Annotated in this window: 25 protein-coding genes; 17 read left to right on the top strand and 8 right to left on the bottom strand. The window is 64.4% G+C overall.

Annotated elements, in window-relative coordinates; genetic code table 11:
* Positions 1–9 precede the first annotated feature (9 nt).
* Genes RMO25_RS04690 through RMO25_RS04680 form a run of 3 tightly spaced genes read left to right on the top strand, consistent with a single transcriptional unit; the run spans position 10 to position 3,580 of the window.
* Positions 10–903 carry a DMT family transporter gene (locus RMO25_RS04690; RefSeq protein WP_309661443.1) on the top strand — a complete coding sequence of 298 codons (894 nt, stop codon included), beginning with the start codon at positions 10–12 and terminating at the stop codon, positions 901–903.
* A 7-nt stretch (positions 904–910) separates the two neighbouring features.
* Positions 911–1,561: a COQ9 family protein gene (locus tag RMO25_RS04685; protein ID WP_309661442.1), complete on the top strand. Its 651-nt coding sequence runs from the start codon at positions 911–913 to the stop codon at positions 1,559–1,561.
* A gap of 51 nt (positions 1,562–1,612) precedes the next feature.
* Positions 1,613–3,580: a cytochrome c/FTR1 family iron permease gene (locus RMO25_RS04680; RefSeq protein WP_309661441.1), complete on the top strand. Its 1,968-nt coding sequence runs from the start codon at positions 1,613–1,615 to the stop codon at positions 3,578–3,580.
* Between the two features lie 13 nt (positions 3,581–3,593).
* Here the strand turns inward: RMO25_RS04680 and RMO25_RS04675 are convergent, their stop codons facing one another.
* Positions 3,594–3,953: a VOC family protein gene (locus RMO25_RS04675; RefSeq protein WP_309661440.1), complete on the bottom strand. Its 360-nt coding sequence runs from the start codon at positions 3,951–3,953 to the stop codon at positions 3,594–3,596.
* Between the two features lie 15 nt (positions 3,954–3,968).
* Complete coding sequence (locus tag RMO25_RS04670) at positions 3,969–4,382, bottom strand: GNAT family N-acetyltransferase (protein ID WP_309661439.1); 414 nt, start codon at positions 4,380–4,382, stop codon at positions 3,969–3,971.
* Positions 4,383–4,471: 89 nt separating this feature from the next.
* Between RMO25_RS04670 and RMO25_RS04665 the strand changes: the two genes are divergently transcribed.
* Both RMO25_RS04665 and ssb read left to right on the top strand, forming a co-directional pair.
* Positions 4,472–4,936, top strand: a complete 465-nt coding sequence (locus RMO25_RS04665) for an Lrp/AsnC family transcriptional regulator (protein ID WP_309661438.1) — start codon at positions 4,472–4,474, stop codon at positions 4,934–4,936.
* Positions 4,937–5,004: 68 nt separating this feature from the next.
* Positions 5,005–5,484, top strand: a complete 480-nt coding sequence (gene ssb, locus RMO25_RS04660; protein WP_309661437.1) for a single-stranded DNA-binding protein — start codon at positions 5,005–5,007, stop codon at positions 5,482–5,484.
* 9 nt (positions 5,485–5,493) lie between these two features.
* On the opposite strand, the gene RMO25_RS04655 is transcribed toward ssb, so the two are convergent.
* Entirely contained in the window at positions 5,494–6,021 is a 528-nt protein-coding gene (locus tag RMO25_RS04655; protein WP_309661436.1) for a DUF177 domain-containing protein, read from the bottom strand.
* Entirely contained in the window at positions 6,018–6,533 is a 516-nt protein-coding gene (locus RMO25_RS04650; protein ID WP_309661435.1) for a ubiquinol-cytochrome C chaperone family protein, read from the bottom strand. Before RMO25_RS04650 ends, RMO25_RS04655 begins: the two co-directional genes overlap by 4 nt.
* 150 nt (positions 6,534–6,683) lie before the next feature.
* On the opposite strand from RMO25_RS04650, the gene RMO25_RS04645 reads away from it, so the two are divergent.
* The 12 genes from RMO25_RS04645 to RMO25_RS04590 all read left to right on the top strand — a co-directional run bounded on the left by RMO25_RS04645 (position 6,684) and on the right by RMO25_RS04590 (position 20,064).
* Entirely contained in the window at positions 6,684–7,160 is a 477-nt protein-coding gene (locus RMO25_RS04645; RefSeq protein ID WP_309661434.1) for an outer membrane protein assembly factor BamE, read from the top strand.
* Positions 7,161–7,203: 43 nt separating this feature from the next.
* Complete coding sequence (locus RMO25_RS04640) at positions 7,204–7,971, top strand: tryptophan 2,3-dioxygenase family protein (protein WP_309661433.1); 768 nt, start codon at positions 7,204–7,206, stop codon at positions 7,969–7,971.
* 13 nt (positions 7,972–7,984) lie between these two features.
* Positions 7,985–9,148: a class V aminotransferase gene (locus tag RMO25_RS04635; protein WP_309661432.1), complete on the top strand. Its 1,164-nt coding sequence runs from the start codon at positions 7,985–7,987 to the stop codon at positions 9,146–9,148.
* Entirely contained in the window at positions 9,145–10,401 is a 1,257-nt protein-coding gene (locus tag RMO25_RS04630; protein ID WP_309661431.1) for an MFS transporter, read from the top strand. The genes RMO25_RS04635 and RMO25_RS04630 overlap by 4 nt, the downstream gene beginning before the upstream one ends.
* 100 nt (positions 10,402–10,501) lie before the next feature.
* On the top strand, positions 10,502–11,731 hold the full coding sequence (locus RMO25_RS04625) for a hypothetical protein (protein WP_309661430.1): 1,230 nt from the start codon (positions 10,502–10,504) through the stop codon (positions 11,729–11,731).
* Between the two features lie 72 nt (positions 11,732–11,803).
* A complete protein-coding gene (locus RMO25_RS04620) occupies positions 11,804–12,373 on the top strand; it encodes a fasciclin domain-containing protein (protein ID WP_309661429.1) in 570 nt (189 codons plus the stop codon).
* Between the two features lie 94 nt (positions 12,374–12,467).
* Entirely contained in the window at positions 12,468–13,571 is a 1,104-nt protein-coding gene (gene dnaN / locus RMO25_RS04615) for a DNA polymerase III subunit beta (RefSeq protein ID WP_309661428.1), read from the top strand.
* Positions 13,568–13,888: a hypothetical protein gene (locus RMO25_RS04610; RefSeq protein ID WP_309661427.1), complete on the top strand. Its 321-nt coding sequence runs from the start codon at positions 13,568–13,570 to the stop codon at positions 13,886–13,888. Before dnaN ends, RMO25_RS04610 begins: the two co-directional genes overlap by 4 nt.
* A 17-nt stretch (positions 13,889–13,905) precedes the next feature.
* Positions 13,906–14,964, top strand: a complete 1,059-nt coding sequence (recF, locus tag RMO25_RS04605) for a DNA replication/repair protein RecF (protein ID WP_309661426.1) — start codon at positions 13,906–13,908, stop codon at positions 14,962–14,964.
* Between the two features lie 222 nt (positions 14,965–15,186).
* On the top strand, positions 15,187–16,614 hold the full coding sequence (locus RMO25_RS04600; RefSeq protein ID WP_309661425.1) for a DEAD/DEAH box helicase: 1,428 nt from the start codon (positions 15,187–15,189) through the stop codon (positions 16,612–16,614).
* A gap of 98 nt (positions 16,615–16,712) precedes the next feature.
* Positions 16,713–19,259, top strand: coding sequence for a DNA topoisomerase (ATP-hydrolyzing) subunit B (gene gyrB / locus RMO25_RS04595; protein WP_309661424.1), 2,547 nt, complete (start codon positions 16,713–16,715; stop codon positions 19,257–19,259).
* A gap of 34 nt (positions 19,260–19,293) precedes the next feature.
* Complete coding sequence (locus RMO25_RS04590; protein ID WP_309661423.1) at positions 19,294–20,064, top strand: endonuclease/exonuclease/phosphatase family protein; 771 nt, start codon at positions 19,294–19,296, stop codon at positions 20,062–20,064.
* Positions 20,065–20,131: 67 nt separating this feature from the next.
* Here RMO25_RS04590 and rpoN read toward each other — a convergent pair whose 3' ends face one another.
* From rpoN to RMO25_RS04570, 4 genes are read right to left on the bottom strand one after another with little or no spacing between them, the layout of a single operon-like run.
* Positions 20,132–21,607 (bottom strand): RNA polymerase factor sigma-54, encoded by a 1,476-nt coding sequence (rpoN, locus tag RMO25_RS04585; protein WP_309661422.1) that lies wholly within the window; start codon positions 21,605–21,607, stop codon positions 20,132–20,134.
* 11 nt (positions 21,608–21,618) lie between these two features.
* Entirely contained in the window at positions 21,619–22,392 is a 774-nt protein-coding gene (lptB, locus tag RMO25_RS04580) for an LPS export ABC transporter ATP-binding protein (protein WP_309661421.1), read from the bottom strand.
* A gap of 2 nt (positions 22,393–22,394) precedes the next feature.
* Entirely contained in the window at positions 22,395–22,922 is a 528-nt protein-coding gene (locus RMO25_RS04575) for an LptA/OstA family protein (protein ID WP_309661420.1), read from the bottom strand.
* Between the two features lie 5 nt (positions 22,923–22,927).
* A complete protein-coding gene (locus RMO25_RS04570; RefSeq protein ID WP_309661419.1) occupies positions 22,928–23,566 on the bottom strand; it encodes an LPS export ABC transporter periplasmic protein LptC in 639 nt (212 codons plus the stop codon).
* Positions 23,567–23,572 lie beyond the last annotated feature (6 nt).

Genomic DNA, 23,572 nt, shown 5'->3' with positions numbered 1-23,572 from the left:
GCGCGCCGCGTGAGCCATCCCAAGTCGCACCCATTCGCCTTTGCCGCGTTGATCATCGGCAGCTGCGCGCTCGCGTTCGGTCCCTGGCTGGTGCGACTGTCGGGCGTCGGGCCGGTGGCCGCGGGGTTCTGGCGCCTCGCCTTGGCCCTGCCATTCCTGTTCGTCATCGCGTCGGCAATCGGCCAGCCAGTCCATTGGCCCCGGCGCGGACTTGTCATTCTTATCGTTCTCGCCGGCTTCTTTTTTGCCGCTGACCTCGCAGCCTGGCACACCGGCATTCACATGACCAAGCTCGGCAATGCGACGTTGTTCGGCAATGTTTCGAGCTTCGGTTTCGCCGCCTGGGGGCTGTGGCTGGCGCGGCGATGGCCGTCGCTGATGCAAGCGGCAGCACTGTTGCTCGCGGCATTGGGTGCGGCGTTGCTGATGGGCAGCAGTGCGGAATTGTCGGCGCGCCACGTCCGCGGCGACCTGCTCGCTCTGTTCGCCGGCCTGCTCTACGTCGGCTATCTGATCGCGGTCGAGCGGGCGCGGGGAGCTCTGGCGCCTCTGCCCTTGCTGTTCCTCGCCAGTGTCTTCGGCGCGGCGATGTTGCTGCCCCTGTCCCTGTTGTTGGGCGAACAAGTGATCCCCGCCAATTGGGGGCCGATATTCATGCTGGCGCTCGGCAGTCAGGTGGTGGGGCAAGGATTGTTGGTTTATGCGATCGGCTCAGTGCCGCCGCTGGTCGTCGGCCTCGCCTTGCTTACTCAACCGGCGATTTCGGCATTGATTGGCTGGGTCGTCTACCAGGAAACCCTGTCGCGGCTCGACTGGCTCGGCGCTGCCGCGATTGGCTTCGCACTGGTCCTTGTGCGCTTGCCCGAGCGGGGGTTGCGCCGCTTGCCGGAGCAGCCCACCTAGCCTTGCGATGGATGACCCGAGTCCTCTCGAAGTGTTGCGCCAGCGGCTGGCCCTTTCGGTCGGCGAGCAGGCGGTGTTCGACGGCTGGTCGCGCGCGGCGGTTGACTCGGCCGCCGACAAGCTCGGCATCGATCGGGCCCAGGCGCGGCTGGCGATGCCCAAGACGCAGGCCGGCCTCGTCGACACCTATATCCAGGGTGTCGACCGCGCGCTGCAGGAACACTTAACGCCCGAGCGGCTGGCGGGCATGAAAATCCGCGCCAAGATCCGCGCGCTGGTGTGGCAGCGGCTGGAAATCATGGCCCTGGCGCGTGAGGCGGTTCGTCGCGGCCTCGCCATCCTTGCCAGGCCGCAGAATTTGCCCCTGGCGATGCGTATCGGCTGGCGCTCCGCCGACCTCATGTGGCGACTCGCTGGCGACACCAGCACCGACTTCAACCATTACACCAAGCGCATGACGCTGGGCGCGGTCTACGCCTCGACTCTACTGGCCTGGCTCGACGATGGCAGCGACCAATCGAGCGACACCGGCACCTTTCTCGACCGGCGCATCGATGACGTAATGAAGTTCGAGAAATGGAAGGCCGAATGGAAGGGCTCGGGCGAGCATGTGAGCGTCGCGCGATTCCTTGGCCGGCTGCGTTACCCGCCCAGATAGCCCAAGCTTAGCCGCTATTGCGAATTAGTCGCATCATGCTAGAGGCGGACGATGGATCGCATGCGCCGCCACCAGCCGGTCAACCGAGTCTTCAGGGCGATACTGTTCGCAGTTTTGGGGCTGTTTGCGGTGACCGCTGCTGCTGCTGCCGGCCCCGATGTCCAGACCGCCTGGCGGCTGCTGGACTATCTGGCGGTCGACTATGGCGGCGCGGTGTCGGGCGGCAAGGTGGCGAGCGCGTCGGAATATGCGGAAATGCGCGAATTCTCGGCCTCGGTGCACGACCGGGTCGGCGCCTTGCCGGCCAATCCCGCCAAGGCTCAGCTGCTGGCGAGCGCGGCGCGGCTGCAGGCCGCGATCGAGCGCAAGGCCGCGCCACCCGAAGTCGCGCGGCTCGCCCGCACCCTCGGCAGCGATTTGTTGCGCGCCTATCCGGTAACGATGGGACCGCCGGGCGCCCCCGACGCGGTCCGCGGCGCCCAGCTCTACAGCCAGAATTGCGCCAGTTGCCACGGCCTCAATGGCGACGCCAAGACCGCGATAGCGCAGCATCTGAAGCCGCCGCCAATTACCTTTGCCGACCGCGTCCGCGCCGCCGACCGCACGCCATTCGCTTTGTACCAGGTCATCGATCAGGGCCTCGAAGGCACGGCAATGGTCAGCTTCGCGAACCTGTCGGCTGCGGATAAATGGGCGCTCGCCTTCCATGCCGGCCGCTTTGCTTATCCCGCTTCGCTCGCTGCCAAAGGCAAAGCTATCTGGGACCACGACGCATCGCTCAAGACGCTGGTTCCAAATCTCGACGGATTGAGCGGCACCTCGGAAAACGCGCTGGCGCAACAGATCGGACCGGATCGCGCCGGCGCCGTGATTGCTTATTTGAGGGCCGACCCCGCCGCCGTCTCGGCCAGCGCCTCAGCAGCTGCGCAGCCGACGCTCGCGCTTGCCCGGAAACGTCTCCAAGCGAGCCTCGCAGCCTACGAGCGCGGCGACCAGGCGAAGGCAAAGGATCTCGCGCTGTCCGCTTATCTCGACGGTTTTGAGCCGGTCGAAGGCGCGCTTGGCGCCCGCGATCCGGCGCTGCTGGCGAGGGTGGAACAGGGCATGGGCGAATTGCGTGCGGCCATCGCCAGGGGCGATGACGCGGCCGACGTCCGCTCGCGGGTGGCAGCGATCGATGCCGAATTCGCTGCGGCCGAAAGGGCGCTGGCGCCCGACCAGGCGAATGATGCGTCGACTTTTCTGGGCGCGTTCACCATCCTGCTTCGCGAAGGTTTGGAAGCATTGCTGGTGGCGGTGGCGATGATCGCCTTTCTGCGCAAGGCCGATCGCGCCGAGGCGCTGGCTTATGTCCATGGCGGCTGGGTCGCGGCGCTGACTGCCGGGGCGGCGACCTGGGCAATCGCGACTTATGCCATCGGCATCAGCGGCGCGAGCCGCGAGTTGACCGAAGGCTTCGGTTCCTTGCTCGCCGCGGTCATCCTGCTGTCGGTCGGCATTTGGATGCATGGCAAGAGCCAGGCCGAGGAATGGCGCCGCTATATCCGCGACAAGATGCAGGGCGCCTTGTCGAAAGGCTCGGCCTGGTTCCTGTTCGGCCTCGCATTCATCGTCGTTTATCGCGAAGTCTTCGAGACCATCCTGTTCTACGCCGCCTTGTGGACGCCGGATAATGGCACGACCATTCTGGCTGGTGCGCTGTCCGCGGTCGCCATGCTGGCCATCATCGCCTGGGCGATGCTGCGCTACAGCCGCTCGCTGCCGATCACCGAATTCTTCCGCTACAGCGCCATCCTCATCGCCATCCTGACCGTGGTCCTGGCTGGCAAGGGCGTCGGCGCGCTGCAGGAAGCTGGTATCATTGGCATCACGCCGCTCGGCTGGGTTCCCCGCATTGCCGTGCTCGGCCTGTTCCCGACGATGGAATCACTCGCCACCCAAATTGCCATGCTGATCGCTGTCATCTGGGGTTTTCGCTCGGCGACTAGGCGCCATCCGCACCCGATGCCGGCGGAATAAGCCGATCGCTGGCCTATTCCGGGCGTTGGCAGACCAGTTCGACCAGCCGCCCATCAGGATCGCGCAAATAGCCCGCGTAATAATTGGCATGAACCTTGGGCGCGAGCGCTGGCGGCCGGTCAGTGACATGCCCGGCTAACTCGCCCGCGCGCCATGCTTCGTCGACTTTCGCGCGCGATTCCGCGGCGAAGGCAAAATGGACGTTGGCAGACGGTTCACCCTCGACGATGAACAAGTCCATTGCGCCAGCCAATCCGAAGCCCTTTGCCGCCCCGTCCAAGATTAAACGATAGCCAAGTGGGCCTAGTGTATCGCGATAGAAGTTCACCGTTGCTTCGGTTTTGCGGGTCTGCAGTTCGAGATGATCGATCAATTGAGGGCACTCCGTTCAATTTGCGCGTTTGATGATGAAGCAATGGGGAAATTGGGTCAGCCCGATGTGCGGATAATATGTCTCCGCCTCGGGCGCGGCGAGCAGGATGAGGTCAACAATTGGCTGCCCAGCTTCGCTGTGCGCGCGACGGATGAGCTCGCGCCCGATGCCCTGTCCCACCCAACGAGCGTCGACCGCCAAGTCCGACAAATAGCAACAAAAGGCGTGGTCGGTCAGGGCCCGCGCGACTCCGACAAGTTTGGATTCCGATCTGGCGGTCACAATGATCGATGCTCCGCGCAGCATCTGCTCGATGCGGTCGGAGTCTGCGACCGGCCGGCGTGTCGCAAGGCCGGAAGCGATCAGGACTTCCACAAAGCTTGCGGCGTCCAAATCCGGCTCCAGGCGATAAGAGATCGATTGATTCACCTCCAGAGCCTAACAGCCGCGGTTGCAAGAAATTTGCGTGTTATGCACTGGCAGCGCAAAATTCCTGCGTTCAATATCGGAGTGATTTGGTGAAAAAACTGGATCGGCTGGATCGCCGCCTGCTCGAACTGGTGCAGCGAGACGCGTCGCTGACCAATGATCAGCTTTCGGGTCGGATCGGCCTGTCTCCGTCGGCGATCCACAGAAGGCTTCGAAAGCTCCAGGCGAGCGGCGCTATTGAGGGGCGCTTTGCGCTCGTCGATCCGGCCAAGGTCGGCAGCGGCGCCCTCTATGCCGTCGGACTTGAGGTGGAACGGGAACGGCCGGAACTGGTGCAGCCCCTGCGCGCCTGGTTGCGCGACGAAGCCGCCGTTCAACAAGCCTATTATGTCACCGGTACGTCGGATTATCTGCTGCTCATATCCGCGCCGGACATCGCGGCATTCGACCAGCTGATGTCGCGAATGATGCAGCAAAACCCCAATGTCCGCCGGTTCACGACCAACGTCGTCATGATGGCGATCAAGCGGGGGCTATTTGTCCCGGTTGAGTAAGCTTCGGCTTGCGGGCGGGATGTGCCGGGTATAGCGGTCGCCAATCTGGCGAGTGTAAGAGGTGCGGTATGGCGGGCGTGAACAAGGTAATCCTGGTCGGCAATCTCGGTGACGATCCGGAGGCACGCTCGCTCAACAACGGCGGCGAGGTCGTTAATCTGCGCGTTGCGACATCCGAAAATTGGAAAGACAAGGACGGCAACCGCCAGGAACGGACCGAATGGCACCGGGTCGTGATTTTCAATGAAAATCTTGGCCGCGTCGCCAAATCCTACCTGCGCAAAGGCTCCAAGGTTTACCTCGAAGGCGCGATTCAGACCCGCAAGTGGCAGGACCAGTCGGGCCAGGACAAATATTCGACCGAGATCGTGCTGCAGCGTTATCGCGGTGAGCTCGTGCTGCTCGACAGCCGTGGCGACGGCGGTGGCGGCAAATCGCAGGGCGGCGGCGGCGATTTCGCTGATGATGGCGGCAGTGCCACGCGCACTCAATCGCGCCCGCAGCCGGCGGCCTTCGACACCGACCTCGACGACGACGTTCCGTTCTGAGGTCAGCGCTTAAGCGTCGTTGCCGCCGAGGTCTTTCCTGAGCCGCGCTAGTACCGCGAACGGGCCGGCTTCCTCCTCGCTCAGCACGCCCGCTTCTCGCAATGCCGTCTCGGCCGACGCGCTGCGTGGATAAGGGTCGAGGCTGAGCGCCAGCGTGTCGGCGATCGCGGTGCCGAGGTCGATCGCAATGCCGTCGTGAAACACCACGTCGCAATCCTCGGGTCCAAGCTCGACCTCTTCCTCGGGTCCAATCCTGGGCTCGGGGACAAAGGCAATCTCGAACGCTTCGTCGACATGGGCGCCGACCGCATCGCCAGTGACGACGCAGCGCTGCTCGAGCGAGGCGACGACGCGTCCGGTCGCCCGCACTTTTAGACCTTCGCAGGCCAAGCAGGCGTGCGCCTCAAGTCGATCGAGCGACGGCAGGTCCAGCCGTTCGGCAATCGCCGCGCGTTCCTGATCGTCGGCGACAAGATCGATTCGCTCGCCGTCGCGGATGCGGTCGAGCGTCAGGCGATGGGCGAAATCCTCGATCATCCGAACCTCCCTTCGGCCAGAGCTTCGTCGGACGCCGCCGTGAGCTTTGCCCAAACATTCCGCAGCGCCGCATCGCAATGGTCCAGTGCCTTGGCCGGCAACGCCGCGTCCCGGAACAGGCTGACGCGGACCGCTTGATCCCAGCCATCGCCGCCGTCGACAAACTGGCGCCACAGATCCACCCGGCGGTCGAGCGCGCCAACCAGTTTGCGCACGGTCTTGCCAACCGTCGGGTCGCCGATCCCCAACTGGCGGTGCTCGGCGTCCATCGCCTCGACGAAGCGCTCGGTCAGCGCCACCGCGGCGGCCGTGGCGCCATCGCCACCGCGTTCGAGCCGGACAATCGCCAGCGCAACAATCGTCGCCAGTACTGCGAATCGGCTATCGATGGTGTCGGGCACTTGTCCCCCGACAAACCAGTGAGGCTGACGGGCGGCGGCGACCAGCGCCGCGAACAGCGCCGCTCCTCGGCTCCTGTCGGGCGTTAATCGGGGGAACAGGAAGCTTAGCATAAGAGTCGCTTGAATAGTCCTCGGGCGGCAAAGGCTTGCGCCTCCGCATGTCCGGCGCATATTGAGGCCACCCGGCCGCGACGCAAGTGATGCGTGTCATGGGTTATGGGGTTCACGCATCCCCGCGTGCGAGGAATGAGGTTCACAATAATGAGTGGTGCGGCGTTGAAGATCGTTGTGGCAGTGTCGAGCGTGGCCATGCTGGCCGGCTGCTCGAGCATGGGCGTCCGTGACCACCGTGGGGCGGTGATCGACAAGGAACTCGCCTCCGCGATCCAGGTCGGTGTCGACAATAAGGATTCGGTCAGCAAGACGCTTGGGCGGCCGAGCTTCACCGGGCAATTCGCGCCCAACGACTGGTACTATGTCGCCCGCGACACCAAAACTATCGCCTTTCGTGATCCCAAGGTGATCGACCAGACCGTCCTGCATATCCGCTTCGATGCGGCCGGCACCGTCACCCGCGTCGACAGAACCGGCAAGGAATTGATTGCTTCGATCGACCCAGAAAGCGGCCACACGCCGACATTGGGGCGCAAGCGCAGCTTCTTTGACGAACTGTTCAGCAATATTGGCACCATCAGCCAGCCCGGGCTGCCTGGCGGCGGCGGTGGCCCCCCGCAATAAGCCTTGCTAGGCAGCTTGCGACCTTTGCCGTAAGCCCGCTCGCATGACTGCTACGCCTGCCGGCATCACCTACGCCGACTATCTCGCGCTCGACCAGCTGCTGACGGCGCAGAAGCCGCAGTCGAGCCTGCACGATGAAATGCTGTTCATCGTCATTCATCAGACCAAGGAGCTGTGGCTGAAGCAAATGCTTCATGAGCTCAGGCTAGCGATTGCGCTGCTCGATACGGACCATTTTGCCGCATCCTACAAGGCAATGGCACGGATCGGCCGGATCCAGTCGGTGATGACCTTGTCATGGGACGTTCTGTCGACTTTGACGCCGGTCGATTATACCGCGTTCCGCGACGTGCTGGGGACCGCATCGGGGTTCCAATCGGTGCAGTTTCGCGAATTTGAATATCGGCTCGGGATCAAGAACCCGGCTTTTATCGAACAATATGCGGCAGGCAGCGAAGCCCGGGCGCGGCTGCAGGCGGCGCTCGACGAACCGGGGCTGCGCGAGGCGTCGCATGCCGCGCTGGAACGGGCTGGCTTCGACCTCGGCGACCGCTCCGAAACGGCGGTCGGCGAAGCCTGGCTCAAGGTCTACCAGGATGCGGACCGCTGGTTTGACCTTTACCAGCTCGCCGAGAAATTGGTCGATATCGACGATGCCTTGGCGATGTGGCGGCACAAGCATGTGCTGACGGTCGAGCGGATCATCGGCAACAAGATGGGTACCGGCGGATCGGCCGGGGCCGCTTATCTGCGCTCGACGCTCGACAAGCGTGCGTTCCCCGAGCTGTGGTCGATGAGGACCGGTTTGTGACGGGAATCGGCCTTTGAGTTTCAAAGAGCTGTTTTCGCGCAGCCTCGGCGCCGATCCCACCCGCCTGCACTTCGCCGCGCACAGCCACCACTTATGGCCCGACGCCAGCTTCGATGGGCAGGTCGAATGCTGGAATGACGCAGCCCGCCTCGCCGACCGCAAATGGGACACGGTAATGGACGAGGTCTGGCCGGAAGCGCAGCGCCACGTCGCCGCCGAGCTTGGCACCGGCATGTCCGACGCGGTGGTGTTCGCGTCCAACACCCATGATTTCCTGATCCGTCTCGTCGCTTCCGTTCCGCGCGCCGATGCCAGGCGCGTGAAAGTGCTGATGAGCGACGGCGAATTTCACAGCGCCCGGCGCCAGTTTGCGCGCTGGGCGGAGCAAGGCTGGCTCGAGCTCGAGACCGTCGCCGCCGAGCCCTTCGACACCTTCACCGCGCGCTTCCTTGCCGCTGCGCAAGGGGGAGGCCACGACCTCATCCTCGTCAGCCAGATCCTATTTGGCAGCGGCCGCCGCTTCGATGGCGTTGCCCGGCTGTCCCAGCGTTCCCGACCCGAGGGGCCATGGGTGGTGGTCGATGGTTATCACGCCTTCATGGCGCTCCCGACGCCGTTTAAGGAAACCGCTGCTCAGTCCGCTTTCTATCTCGGTGGCGGTTATAAATATGCGATGTCGGGCGAGGGCTGCGCCTTCCTCCACGCGCCGTTTGGCTTCGGCCCGCGGCCGCCGGTCACCGGCTGGTTCGCCGAGTTCGAGGATCTGAGCCTGCCGCCGGGCATGGTCGGCTATGCCACCGACGCGATGCGGTTCATGGGCGCGACCTTCGATCCGTCGGCGCTCTATCGCTTCAACGCGGTGCGCCGGATGCTGGTCGAAAACAACCTCACCACTGCGCTGATTTCGGCGCGTGTCGAGCAATTGCAAAGCCTGCTGCTCGACGCCATTGCCGGGACCATGCTCGGCGCCGCCGAGTTGCTCAATCCGATCGACGGCCGCCCGCATGCCCGCTTCTTGGCGTTTCGGAGTTCCAACGCTTTGGGCTGGTACGACCAGTTGAAAGCAATGAACTGCATCACCGATGTGCGTGGCGATGTCCTGCGGATCGGCTTCGGCCTGTATCACGATGACGCCGACGTCGATCGCCTCGCCGCATTGCTTGGGAAGCTGACGTGAACGCGTCCGCCGCCGCCAATCGCAACCGAACATTGGTCCTGGCACTGCTGCTGCTCGCCTACATCTTCAATTTCCTCGACCGGCAGATCCTCGGCATCCTTGCCCAACCGATCAAGCAGGACCTCCAGCTGACCGACACCCAGTTTGGCGCCATCGCCGGACTGGCGTTCGCGATCCTTTATTCCGTGCTGGCCGTGCCGCTGGCTTATCTTGCCGACCGCACCAGCCGCAGCGCGGTGATTGCTGGCGCGCTTGCCGTGTGGAGTGGCTTTACGGCTTTGTGCGGCACCGCGGCCGGATTTTCTCAGCTGTTCCTCTATCGTCTCGGCGTCGGCGTCGGCGAAGCGGGTGGCGTCGCGCCATCTTATGCCCTGATCGCCGAATATTATCCGCCAGAACGCCGCGCCCGGGCGCTGGCGATCTTCTCGCTCGGGGTCCCGATCGGCCTCGCGTCGGGCACGTTGCTCGGCGCCTATCTCACCCACTGGATAAGCTGGCGCGCGGCGTTCCTCGTCATGGGTGTCGCCGGCGTAGTGCTGGCACCGATCCTGTTCTGGGTCGTCCGCGATCCACCGCGCAAAACCGCCGCGACCGCGGACTCCGCCCCCATCTCCGCCGTTTTCGCTCTACTGGCTCGCAAGCCCACGTTCTGGCTGATGGCTTTGGCGGCCTCATGCAGTTCGCTGTGCGGCTATGGCCTTGCCCTGTGGACGCCGTCGGTCCTGATGCGCAGCTACGGCCTCGACCTGGTCGGCACGGCGCATTTCTTCGCTTCGCTGCTGTTGATCGGCGGCACCGCCGGCGTCCTGCTGGGTGGGGTGTTAGCGGATCGGCTGGGGACCGGCGACCGGCGCTGGTACGCTTGGTTACCAGCCATTGCCTGGCTGATCACCGCGCCGATGTTCGCGATCGGTCTGTCCGTTTCCAGCCTGGCCGTCGCCTGGCCGCTGCTGCTGGTGCCGAATGCGCTCAATATCCTCTGGCTCGGCCCGGTGACGACGGCCGTCCAGCACCTGGTGCCGCGGCCGATGCGGGCGACGGCATCGGCGAGCTTCCTGTTGATCAACAATCTTATCGGACTCGGCGTCGGGCCCCTGCTTTTTGGCCGCATCTCCGACGCGTTGAAGGCGACTTATGGGGTCGAATCGCTGCGCTACGCGGCCGTCGGCTGCACGGCTTTCTATTTGGTGGCGGGCGGGCTGATGCTGATCGCGGCGCGGCACCTGCGTTCGGATTGGGTCGACGACGCCTAATCAGGCCCTGGATCCATCGCTCGATCGCGTGGCTTTACTGGTCAATGACGGAACGGATCGGCGGAGCCATCCGTTAAGGTCGGTTCATAGGAGTTTTGTCATGACCAGGTTTATCCTAGCCGCCGGCGTTGCCGCGCTGGCAATTGCCGCGTCAGCCGGCGCCAAGCCCGGCGGTGGTGGCGGCGGCGGTGACCACGGCGGTGGTAATGGCGACCATGCCGCCCAGTCACAGTCCGATGGCGGGGGCCAGCACGGCGGCGGGGGCTCCCGGGCCCAGAATGGCGGCGGTGAAGGCGGCGGCGGATTCAAGGCGGCCAACGTCGATCGCCATGGCGGCGGACAGCGGTTCGCGAATTTCGATCGTGGCGGTCACGGTGGCGGCAACGGCGGCAAGGGCCACGCCTTCAAGTCCGAACGGCAAGCCTTCAAGGCCGACCGCCACGTCAACGGGTTCGCCGGCAACGACCGTGGCAATCGTCGCGACGTCGTACGCGACCTTCGCGGCGACAACCGTTTCGACAGTCGGATCGGCGATCGCTTCGCCTCGCGTGGCCTGATCGACGGCTGTCCTCCCGGCCTCGCCAAGAAGCACAATGGCTGCATGCCCCCGGGCCAGCTCAAGAACAGCCTGCTCGGTCGGGTGATCCCGGTCGCCTATCGCAACGGCATCGTGCCGCTGGGCCTGCAGGATCTGTATGGTGACACGCCGAACTATTATTATCGCTATGGCGACGGCAACATGTACCGCGTTAATCGCAGCAGCAATCTGATCGAGGCGCTGCTGCCGTTGCTCGGTGGTGGTTACGCTGCCGGTCAGCAGTTCCCGTCGAGCTATATGAACAGCTATGTCCCGAGCTATTACCAGTCGTTCTACCCGGATTCGTCGGACAATTATTATCGCTACGCCAATGGCAATGTGTACGGGATCGACCCCTACAGCGGGATGATCGACAATGTGATCCCGATGTATGACAGCGGCTATGGCTACGGGCAGATGCTGCCGCCGAGCTACAGTTATTACAATGTGCCATACCAGTATCGCAGCATGTATTACGACACGTCGGATTACTCGTACCGCTATGCGCCCGGCGCGATTTACCAGGTCGATCGCAGCAGCAATCTGATCACTGCGGTCGCATCGCTATTGGCGGGCGATATCGGCGTCGGTAACCGACTGCCGGAAGGCTACAGCGCCTACAATGTGCCGCTGTCCTATCGCAGCCAATATTACGACACGGCAGACAATTGGTACCGTTATAACGACGGCTATATCTATCGTGTGGACCCGACCACCCAACTGGTCACGTCGGTAATCAACGCCCTCGTCTAAATAAATGGATCGCGATGGCCCGGCGAGCGTTGCCGGGCCAATTCGCGCTCAATGAGCATCAGGAGATTCGACATGAACAGGATTGTGCTTCCGCTCGTCGTCGCTGCGGCCGCCGTCACATTAAGTGCCTGCGACAATAGACAGAAAGCCAATGAACCCGGTGCCGCCCAGTCGAGCGAGGCGACCAAAGCGGCCGGCGACAAGACCATCGCCGCCGGGCTCGACCAGAACAGCCGCTTCTTCCAGGCGGCGAAGTCTGCCGGCCTCGACGCAACGCTGGCCGGCCCCGGACCTTATACCGTCCTGGCGCCCGATGATGCGGCGTTCGCCAAGCTGCCCAAGGCGATCACCGACAGCTGGGCCAAGCCCGAGTCTCGGGCCCAGCTGACCGGCGTCCTCACTTATCATATCCTGCCGGGGACGGTGCTGGCCGACGACATTGGCAAAGCCATCGACAACGGCAAGGGCAAAGCCATCCTGGCGACCATGGGCGGCGGCACGCTGACCGCGACGCGCGAAGGCGGCAAGATCGTCTTGACCGATGGCGCTGGCACCAAGGCGACCGTCACCGGGCCCGACGAGAAGCGGTCGAACGGGGTCGTGCACACTATCGATGCGGTGCTGATGCCGGCGAAAGCGTAGTCGAGACGCCGCTAACCGTCCTTTCCTACTGGAACCCCGCTCAACGCTCGCTATAACGACCCGGCGTGGCGTTGAACGGGGCAGGGACGGTAAAATGAAGGCGACGATTGAACGGGCGACACTCTTGAAGAGCCTCAGCCACGTCCAGTCGGTGGTCGAGCGCCGCAATACCATTCCGATCCTCTCGAATGTCCTCCTGGAAGCGCGCGACGATGGCTCATTGCGGGTCATGGCGACCGACCTTGATCTCCAGGTCGACGAAAGCGTCGCCGCCACCGTCGAACAGGCCGGCGCGACCACCGTTTCGGCCCACACCTTGTTCGATATCATTCGCAAATTGCCCGAAGGCAGCCAGGTCGAATTAGCCGCGGCCGAAGGCAAGATGCAGGTCAATTCGGGCCGCTCGCGGTTCAACCTGTCGACTCTGCCGCGCGACGATTTCCCGGTAATTTCCGAAGGCGAGCTGCCGACTCGGTTCGAGCTTCCGGCGGCAACGCTTCGCCAGGTCATCGACAAGACCAAGTTCGCCATCTCGACCGAGGAAACGCGCTATTATCTGATGGGCATCTTCCTCCACGTCGCCGACGATCAGTTGAAGGCCGCGGCCACCGATGGCCACCGGCTGGCGCGGGTGACGGTACCTAAGCCCGACGGCGCCGACGGCATGCCCGATGTGATCATCCCCAAGAAATGCGTCACTGAGCTCAGAAAACTCCTCGACGAGGTCGAGGGCACGGTCGAAGTCTCGCTGTCGCCGACCAAAGTCCGCTTCGGGCTTGGCAGCGCGGTCCTGACCAGCAAGCTGATCGACGGCACCTTCCCCGACTATAACCGGGTCATCCCGACCGCCAACGATAAGCTTTTGAAGCTCGACCCGAAGAGCTTCCTGGCCGGTGTCGACCGCGTCTCGACCATCGCCTCGGAGAAGACCCGCGCGGTCAAGATGAGCGTCGACCGCGACAAGGTGACGCTGTCGGTGACCAGCCCCGAAAACGGCCTCGCCACCGAGGAGCTGCCGGCTGATTATGGCTCGGACGGGATCGAGATCGGCTTCAACGCCCGCTATTTGATGGACATCCTCCACGAGATTGAGGGCGATAGTGTCGAGGTCCACTTGGCCGACGCCGCGGCGCCAACGCTATTGCGCGAAAACGACAAATCCAACGCGCTCTACGTCCTGATGCCGATGCGGGTGTGACGATTTGTCGCGTTTGGCGGGGCTGGACCTCGCCGGGTAAGGCCGAGGCTTATGAGCGGATCGTTCGCGGCGAGGTAATTCCGGGCATCGAAGCGCGCCATATCCCCGGTTTCCGCCACATCGACCTGATGCGCCGCGAGGATGGCGACGCAATCGAGTTCCTGACTTGCATGTGGTTCGACAACCTCGGCGCGATCAAGGCGTTCGTCGGCGAGGATTACGAGGTCGCGCATGTTCCCGAGGCAGCACGCGCGGTGCTAGCGCGGTTCGATGAACGCGTCGCCCATTTCGAGGTCCTCGACCGGCGCGAACAATAGCGGCTAAGCCCGTGGACGTGCCCGTCACCCGCCTCGCCCTAACCGAATTCCGCTCCTATGCGACGGCGCTGATCGAGCCGGGGCCGGGCTTTGTCCTGCTGTCGGGCGACAATGGCGCGGGCAAGACCAACATGCTTGAGGCGGTGTCGCTGCTGACGCCGGGGCGCGGATTACGCGGCGCGGCGCTGGCGGACATGGCGCGCAAGGACGGGCCCGGCGGGTTCGGGGTCGCGGCGCGCTTGGGCGAAACCGACATCGGCACCGGCACGCTGGCGACCGCGCCCGAGCGGCGGCAGGTGCGGATCAACGGCGCGCCCACCGCGGTTAACTCGCTCAGCGAGTGGTTGTCGGTGTTGTGGCTGACCCCGGCGATGGACCGGCTGTTCGCCGACAGCGCGGGTGCTCGGCGGCGCTTTCTCGATCGGCTGGTATTGGCGCTCGAGCCAGGACACGCTCACCATTCTGCCCGGTACGAAGCAGCCATGCGCGCCCGCAATAAATTGCTCGCCGAGCCGGATAGTGCCGACCCCGCTTGGCTGGCGGCATTGGAAGCAGGCATGGCCGAGCATGGCGCAGCCGTGGCGCAGGCGCGAACGCGCACGGCGGCCGCGCTGGATTCGCAGCTGGCCAATACATCGGAGACAGACTTCGCGACCGCCAAGTTGGCGCTCGACGGCTGGGCAGACACCGACCTCGCCGCAGGATTGAAGGCCAGCCGAGGGCGGGACGCGGCGGCCGGGCGCGCCACCGTCGGCCCCCACCGTCAGGACCTCTGTGTCACTCATCGCGCCAAGGAAATGCCGGCCTCCCAATCCTCAACTGGCGAGCAGAAAGCACTCCTTCTGGGCCTTGTTCTTGCTCACGCAGAATTGGTCGCGGACCGCCGCGGCGCAGCGCCGATCCTGCTGCTCGATGAAGTCACCGCGCACCTCGATCCTGGCCGGCGCGCGGCCTTGTTCGACCGGCTCGAAGGGCGCGGGCAAGTGTGGATGACGGCGACCGAAGCTTCGCTGTTCGACGGCATTGGCGAGGCCTCGCGCTTCCATGTCGAAGGCGGACAGATCGTCCCCGCCTGAGTCCATTTCGGAGGCGGGGGTGGACATTTAAGGATTTGCCTCTATGTTGCACTGCAGCACGAGACGCCATCAAGCGGCGTGATCGGTCTAGCCAGCAAAGGCAACGACCGGCCCGCGTCTCGATCAACTTGCTCTCCCATATCACGCGGGGTGCTTATCCCCCGCCGCTGGCGCCCGCGATGATCGCGGTCGCTGCCGGCATTCGTTCAAGGTTTAACTACAGTGACTTTTCAAACTCTCGGGCTCTCGCAGCCCGTTCTCGATGCGCTCGCGCACGCCAAATATAACGTGCCTACGCCAATCCAGCGCCAGGCCATCCCGACCGTCCTTAGCGGCCGCGACCTGTTGGGCATCGCCCAAACCGGGACCGGCAAGACGGCGGCCTTCGTGCTGCCGTCATTGGACCGGCTCGCCGCCAACCGGGAATATCTGAAACCCGGCCAGATCCGCATGCTGGTGCTGGCCCCGACGCGTGAACTCGCCGCCCAGATTGCCGCTTCGGCGCGCACCTACGGCCGCTTCATGAAGTTGTCGGTCGGCGTCATCTTCGGCGGCACACCCAACGGCAAGAGCGTGCGCGAAGTCTCGCGCGGGCTCGACGTCCTGGTCGCCACCCCGGGCCGGCTGCTCGACCTCGTCGACCAGCGCGCCCTTAACCTGCGCGAACTCGAAATTCTCGTCCTCGACGAGGCTGACCAGATGCTCGACCTCGGCTTCATTCACGCGTTGAAGCGGATTGTCGCCTTGGTCCCACCCAAGCGCCAGACCCTGTTCTTCTCGGCCACCATGCCGCGCGCGATCAAGGAACTCGCCGACCGTTATCTGACCAATCCCGCCGAAGTCTCGGTGGCGCCGGTCGCGACTACGGTCGAGCGCGTTGAGCAGCGCGTGACCTTCGTCAACCAGGCCGAAAAGCAGGCGCTGCTGATCCACCTCTTGCAGACCGCTCCGGTCGAGCGGGCGCTGGTGTTCAGCCGCACCAAGCACGGCGCCGACAAGATCGTCCGCATGCTCAGCGCGGCCGGGATCAACGTCAATGCGATCCACGGCAATAAGAGTCAGCCGCAGCGCGAGCGGGCGATTGCGCTGTTCCGCTCGGGCGAGATCAAGGTGCTGGTGGCGACCGATATCGCCGCCCGCGGCATCGACATCCCCGGCGTCAGCCACGTCTTCAACTATGATTTGCCGCACGTCCCCGATCAATATGTCCACCGCATCGGCCGCACTGCGCGCGCCGGCGCCTCGGGCATTGCGATTGCCTTCTGTGCCGATGATGAGCGGCCGTTGCTGCGCGATATCGAGCGGCTGACTCGGCAGAAGCTCAATATCGAAGCGCTGCCCGGCAATTTCGCCGAAGCGGTGCGCTCGACCCGGGCATTGCGGCCAGCGCCGGAAGTTCGCGAACAGCGCAGCTATCGCGGCGCACCCTCGCGTCCCCAGGGCCAGCGTCCCCAAGGTCAGCGTCCGCAGTCCCAGCGCCCTCAGGGCCAACAGCCCCAAGGCCAGCGTCCCCAGGGCGCGCGTCCGCAAGGCGACCATCGCCCCAACCGCAACCCCGCCCATCGCGGCGACGGCGCGCGGCCAACCGGTCGTCCCGGCGGTGGCTATCGCGGACGCCCCGGTGGCCGCCAAGGCCGTGCCCAGGGCTAATTCAAGCTCACGTATAGCTCTCCAACGACTCACGCGCGCGCCCGTATACGCACGTGCGCGCGCGTGACTTTGCGGTCGAACTCACTATATCCTTTGATATGGCCAGCGACCCCGATCAAATCCCCGACCAGACTCCCAATCTGAACAGCTATGACGCCGACAGCATCCAGGTCCTTCGCGGCCTCGACGCGGTGCGCAAGCGCCCCGGCATGTACATTGGCGACACCGACGATGGCTCCGGGCTTCACCACATGGTGTTCGAAGTCTCGGACAATGCCATCGACGAGGCACTGGCCGGCCATTGCGACCGGGTCCTGATCACACTCAACGCCGACGGCTCCGTCAGCGTCGAGGATAATGGCCGCGGCATTCCCACCGGCATCCACGCCGAGGAAGGGGTGTCGGCGGCCGAGGTCATCATGACCCAGCTGCATGCCGGCGGAAAGTTCGAGAACGCGTCCGATGACAACGCCTACAAAGTCTCGGGCGGGCTGCATGGCGTCGGCGTATCGGTCGTCAACGCTTTGTCCGAATGGCTCGACCTGACGGTGTGGCGCGACGGCGACGAGCATAATATGCTGTTCCGCCACGGCGTTCCGGCAGCTCCGCTGAAGATCGTCGGCAAGTCCGACAAGCGCGGCACCCGGGTCACCTTCCTGCCCAGCGGCGACACTTTCAAGACGATGGATTTCGACTTCGAACGCCTCGAGCACCGCTTCCGCGAGCTTGCGTTTCTGAATTCGGGCGTGCGGCTGGTGCTGGTCGACGCGCGCCACGCCGAACCCCGCGAAATCGAGCTTTACTACGAAGGCGGCACCGCCGCGTTCGTTAAATATCTCGACCGCGCCAAAACCCCTTTGGTCCCCGACCCCATCGCCATCCACGGCCAGCGCGACGAGATCGGCATCGACGTCGCGATGGAGTGGAACGACTCATATTATGAGAACGTCCTGCCGTTCACCAACAACATCCCACAGCGCGACGGTGGCACTCACCTCGCCGCATTCCGCGCGGCGATGACCCGGACGCTCAATAATTACGCCGAGAAATCCGGCGCTTTGAAGCGTGAGAAGGTCAACTTGACCGGCGAAGACATGCGCGAAGGCCTGACCGCGATCGTCTCGGTCAAACTGCCCGATCCCAAGTTCAGCTCGCAGACCAAGGACAAATTGGTCTCATCCGAAGTGCGCCAGCCCCTGGAAAGCCTGATCGCCGACAAGCTCGCCGAATGGCTCGAGGAAAATCCGGCGCACGCCCGGATGATCATCCAGAAAGTCATCGACGCCGCCGCCGCCCGCGAAGCCGCCCGCAAGGCGCGCGAAGCGAGCCGCAAGTCGGTGATGGGCATCTCGTCGCTGCCCGGCAAGCTCCACGATTGCACCGAAAAGGACCCCGCCAAATCGGAACTGTTCCTGGTCGAGGGCGACAGCGCCGGCGGCTCGGCCAAGCAGGCACGGGACAGCAAATATCAGGCGATCCTGCCGTTGCGCGGCAAGATCCTCAACGTCGAGCGGGCGCGGTTCGACCGCATGCTGTCGTCGCGCGAGATCGGCACCATCATCCAGGCGCTCGGCACCGGCATCGGCCGCGAGGAATTCAGCCTCGAGAAATTGCGCTATCACAAGATCGTCATCATGACCGACGCCGACGTCGACGGCGCCCACATCCGCACTTTGCTGCTGACCTTCTTTTATCGCCAGATGCCCGACCTGATTGAGGCCGGCCACCTCTACATTGCCCAGCCGCCACTCTACAAAGTCAGCCGCGGCCGCTCCGAAGTCTATCTCAAGGACGACAGCGCGCTCGACGAATATCTGGTCGACGTCGGCCTCGACGGGTTGGTCCTCGAAGGCCCGGACAGCCACCGCAGCGGCGCCGATTTGCGCAGCCTGGTCGATCACGCGCGGCGCGTGCGGACGCTGATGGGCTATGTGCAGCGCAAATATGATCCGGCGCTGGTCGAAGCGCTGGCGATCAACGGCGCCTTGAAGCCGACGCTGGACGATGACGGCCGCGCCAAGGCGATTGCCAAGGTCGCCGCCTGGCTCGACGCCGCCGACCCCGAAGCCGGCTGGACCGGCGAGGTCGGGCAAGAAGGCGGCTATTTGCTGAAGCGGCTGTGGCGCGGCGTCACCGACGCCCACGTCATCGAAAAAGGCTTCCTGGTCTCGGCCGAGGGCCGCAAGCTTCACGCCCTCGCATCCGAGCAATTGCCCGCTTACGCCGGCCCGTCGATCCTGCGCGTGCACAAGAAAGGCGCCGCCCCAGTCACCGAAACCGCGCCGACTCCCGAACCGCTGGAAGGTGAGGACGCCGCTGACGCAGCCGAGGCCGCCGACGCGATCGAGGTCGAAAGCACCCGCAAGACGATTCCCATCTCGCGCCCGTCCGAATTGCTCGACGCGGTCCTCGCTGCCGGCCGCCGCGGCCTGTCGATCTCGCGCTACAAGGGCCTGGGCGAAATGAACCCCGAGCAATTGTGGGAAACCACGCTCGACCCCGCCAACCGCTCGCTGCTGCGGGTCGAAGTTACGCAGGCCGATGTCGCTGACGAGATTTTCACTCGCCTGATGGGCGACGTCGTCGAGCCGCGCCGCGAGTTCATCCAGGAGAACGCCCTCAACGTCGCCAATTTGGACGTTTGAGGAACCGGCGCCTGTGGCGGATGTTGGCGGCACAGTGACTTCACCGCCCACCATCACCGTCGCCAGCTATAATATGCGCAAGGCGATCGGCACCGACCGGCGGCGCAATCCGCAGCGGGTGCTCGACGTGCTGCACGAAATCGACGCCGACGTCGTCGCGCTGCAGGAGGCGGACAAGCGCTTCGGCGGGCGGGCATCGGCGGTGCCGCACGAGCTGATCGACGAGCATGGCCTGTACAAGCCGGTCCAGTTCGGCCTTCGCCATCGCCGCACGCTCGAGCGGATTCCGGGCGGCGACCGGGCCGAGAAGCTGATCAAGTTGAAAACCCGCAACATCGGCTGGCACGGCAATGCCTTGCTGGTGAAGCGGCACATCGGCGTGATTGATGTCTGCGCCATCGACTTGCCGACGCTCGAGCCGCGCGGCGCGGTCATGGCCGAGTTGCTGATCGGCGACCGGGCGGTGCGGGTGATCGGCATGCATCTCGATTTGAGCGGGCTGTGGCGGCGGCGGCAGATGCGCGCGATCCTTCACGCGATCGCCGCGCGCGTGCAAAAGATGCCGACGGTGCTGATGGGTGACACCAATGATTGGCGCGACGCGGCCGGCTGTTTGAAGGACCTCGGCCCGAACTATCAGGTCGCGCTGACCGGCCCGAGCTTTCATTCGCGCAAGCCCGTCGCCAGCCTCGACCGGATCATCGTCCACAATGATCTGACAATCGAGGCCGCCGGCGTGCACGTGAGTGCAGCCTCAAAGCGCGCGTCCGACCATTTGCCGGTGTGGGCGCGAATCTTCGTGTAGTCTGTTCCCCGGCGAAGGCCGGGGCCCAGGCATTTTTGATAGCTGGATCCCGGCCTTCGCCGGGACACTAACCCCCCAAAATTTTCCGTTCGCGTCGTCGCTGGATCGACGAGCCGATGCCCATCGCCTCGCGGTATTTGGCGACCGTGCGCCGGGCGAGATCGAAGCCGCGCTCCTGCAATAGCTCAACCAACGTGTCGTCGCTGAGGATGTCGCGCTCCTTGGCGATCAATTCGCCAATTGCCGCCTTGACCGCGCCGGCGGCGGCGCCCTCGCCGCCTTCGTCGCTCGATCCAACCCCCGAGCTAAAGAAATATTTGAGCTCGAACAGGCCGCGATCACACAGCACATATTTGTTGGACGTGACCCGGCTGACGGTCGATTCGTGCATTTCGATCGCGTCGCCGACTTCGCGCAGAGTGAGGGGCTTCAAGCCGCTGACCCCGCGTTCCAGAAAGCCTTGCTGGCGTTTGACGATCTCCGACACGACCTTGACGATCGTCCGCGCCCTTTGGTCGAGCGCCTTGACCAGCCAGTTGGCGCTGGTCAGGCATTCGCTCAGCCACGCCTTTGACGCCTTGTCCTGCGGCCCGGTCTTGAGCTCCTGATAATAGCGGCGGTTGACCAGCAGGCGCGGCAGCGTCGCGGCGTTCAATTCGACGGCATAGCCCTGGCCCGTCCGGCGGATGAAGACGTCGGGTGAGACATCGTCCGCCGCTTCGCCCGAAAAGCGGCACCCGGGCTTGGGGTCGTAGGCACGCAGCTCGCGAACCATGTCCGCGAGGTCCTCGTCGTCCACCCCGCAAATCCGCTTCAACGCCGCCATCTGGCCGCGCGACAGTAGTTCGAGATTGTCGATCAGCCGCGCCATCGCCGGGTCGTAGCGATCGGCGGCCTTGGCTTGCAGCGCCAGGCATTCGGCGAGGTCACGGGCGCCAATTCCTGGCGGGTCGAGAGTCTGGACGATCGCCAGCGCCCGTTCCGCTTCGGCGCGCGAAATTTTGAGGTCGTCGGCAATGTCCACCAGCGGCGTTGACAGATATCCGGTCTCGTCGAGCATCTCGGCGATCGCCCGCGCCAGCTCCCCGTCCGGTCCGCCGAGCCCGTGCAGCTGGGCTAGCAGATGCTCGGCCAGCGACGCTTCGCCCGCTTCCAGTCGGTCGAAGTCGAAGCCCTCGTCGCTCGCTCCGGCGCTGGCCGAACCGGCGACGTCGGCATAGCTGTCGATTTCCAGCGCCTGGTCGCGCCAGTCGATGTCGAGCGGCTGGTCGTCGCTGGCGTTGAGCGCAGCGATCAGCTCGTCGGCGCCGGGATCGGGCGGCGGTTCATCGCCGCCGCCGCTGTCCGCATCGGTCACAACCGGGGCCTCACCCTCTTCCTCGCCGCCGATTTCTTCGATCAGCGGGTTCTTGGATATCTCTTCGGCGATGAAGGCTTCGAGTTCGAGGTTGCTGAGCTGCAAAAGCTTGATCGCCTGGGTCAGCTGGGGCGTCAGCACCAGCGACTGGGTTTGGCGAATGTCGATGCGTGGGCCGAGCCCCATGGCTGGCCCGCCTAAAGCGCGAAGCTTTCGCCGAGGTAGAGCCGGCGGACCTCTTGGTCGGCGACCAACGCCTGCGGCGTGCCCTGGAACAGCACCTGGCCATCGTAGATGATGCAGGCGCGATCGACGATGTCGAGCGTCTCGCGGACGTTGTGATCGGTGATTAGCACGCCGATGTCGCGCTGTTTCAATTCGCGCACCAGTTCACGGATGTCGGCGATCGAAATCGGGTCGATGCCGGCGAACGGCTCGTCGAGCAGCATGATGGACGGGTCCGCGGCCAGCGACCGGGCAATCTCGCAGCGCCGCCGTTCGCCGCCCGACAACGACAGCGCGGCAGAATCGCGCAATTTGGCAAGGCCGAATTCATCCAGCAGCCGTTCGAGCCGCGCCCTGCGCGCGTCGCGGTCGGGCTCGGACACCTCAAGCACCGCGAGGATATTCTCCTCGACCGTCAGGCCGCGGAAGATCGACGTTTCCTGCGGCAGATAGCCGATGCCGAGGATCGCCCGGCGGTACATCGGCAGCTCGGTAATCTCCTGCTCGTCGAGAAAAATGCGGCCGCTGTCGGGTTTGACCAGGCCCATGATCGAATAAAAGCAGGTCGTCTTGCCGGCGCCGTTCGGGCCGAGCAGCCCGACGACCTCGCCGCGCGAAACGGTCAGCGACACGTCGTGAAGCACCGCTCTTTGGTCATAGGCCTTGGCGATCGACCGCACCTCGAGCGCACCAGCCTTCACCGGCGCTTCGGCCGCCGCTCGGGCGATGATCGCCGCGTCGTTCATCGTCAGGGGGTTTTCTTCGGGACCGTGAAGTGGCCGGTCACGCGACCGCCGCTTTGGCCAACACCCGGCGCGCCGCCGTCGATCACCGCGCGCCCTGTATCGAGGTCGATCACCAGTCGCGAACCCATCACCTGCGATCCGTTGCGGTTAAGTTGCACGGCGCCAATCAAAGTGATCAGTTTCTTGTCGAGGTCGTAGATGCCGAAATTGCCCCGCGCGGTTTCGCTCGGGCTGCGGACGACCACGCCGCCGGCCGCATCGAGCCTGCGGATCTGAATTCCACTGCCCCCGGAATAGGATACGGTCAGACGCTCGGTGTCGAGCGCCAGCGTCGCTTGCTTGACGTGGACATTACCGGCGAAGATCGCTCGATCGGACCGGTCCTGGACCTCGATGCGGTCGGCGGTGACGTCGATCGGCGCGCTGCTGTCATGACCCTTTAAGGCCGAAACCGGATCGGCGGCTCGGGCCAGGCCGGCGAAGCCAAGGAAGGCGGCCGCCATGGCAATCAGGAGTGTTGATCGGCGCATGTCCTTCAATTGACTGCACCTTGGACGATTTTCAAGCGAGCACCTCCACCGAGTACGACCGTACGCTCGTCGAGATCGGCGCTCAGATTGCCGGCACGGAACTGTCCGAGCCGCATGGCGCCTGCTACTGGTCCAGGGCTCGACAAATGGTGTTGCTTCAAATCGACCAGCACGTCGCGAGTCTCGAGCCGATAGCCGTCGGGCCCTGTCACTCGGACTGGTCCGCGAATTGCGATCTTCTGCGAGTCGAGATCGTAGCGGGCAAGGTTGGCCATGATCATCAACGGGCCTTGCTCGAGCGCGAGTCGAGCCATCATCCCGCTGATGTCAACGATGGGAACCTGCGAGCTGCGCTGGACCGCGGTGTTGGCTTCGATCAGGAATTTCTGCCCCTTATTGTCCTCGCCAACATAGCGCGCGGCTTCGACCTTCATCCGCTCGGGCGCATTGCCGACCTTTGTCTTGTCGAGGATGAAGCTCGCATCGCCTTCCTTGTGCAGCGGCGCGAACGCCAGCACCGCGATCAGCACGCCGACCGCGCTCGGTAGCGCCGCCTTGGCGAAACGTACCAGCCGGTCGTGGCGACTGCCGGGTACTGCCCACAGCTGGCGGAACGCGCGCTCGCGGGTTGCGGCCTCGGACAATTTAGC

Origin of the sequence: Sphingomonas sp., assembly GCF_031361285.1 — a bacterium.
Lineage (GTDB): Bacteria > Pseudomonadota > Alphaproteobacteria > Sphingomonadales > Sphingomonadaceae > Sphingomicrobium.
This window is presented reverse-complemented; position numbering and strand designations above follow the sequence as displayed.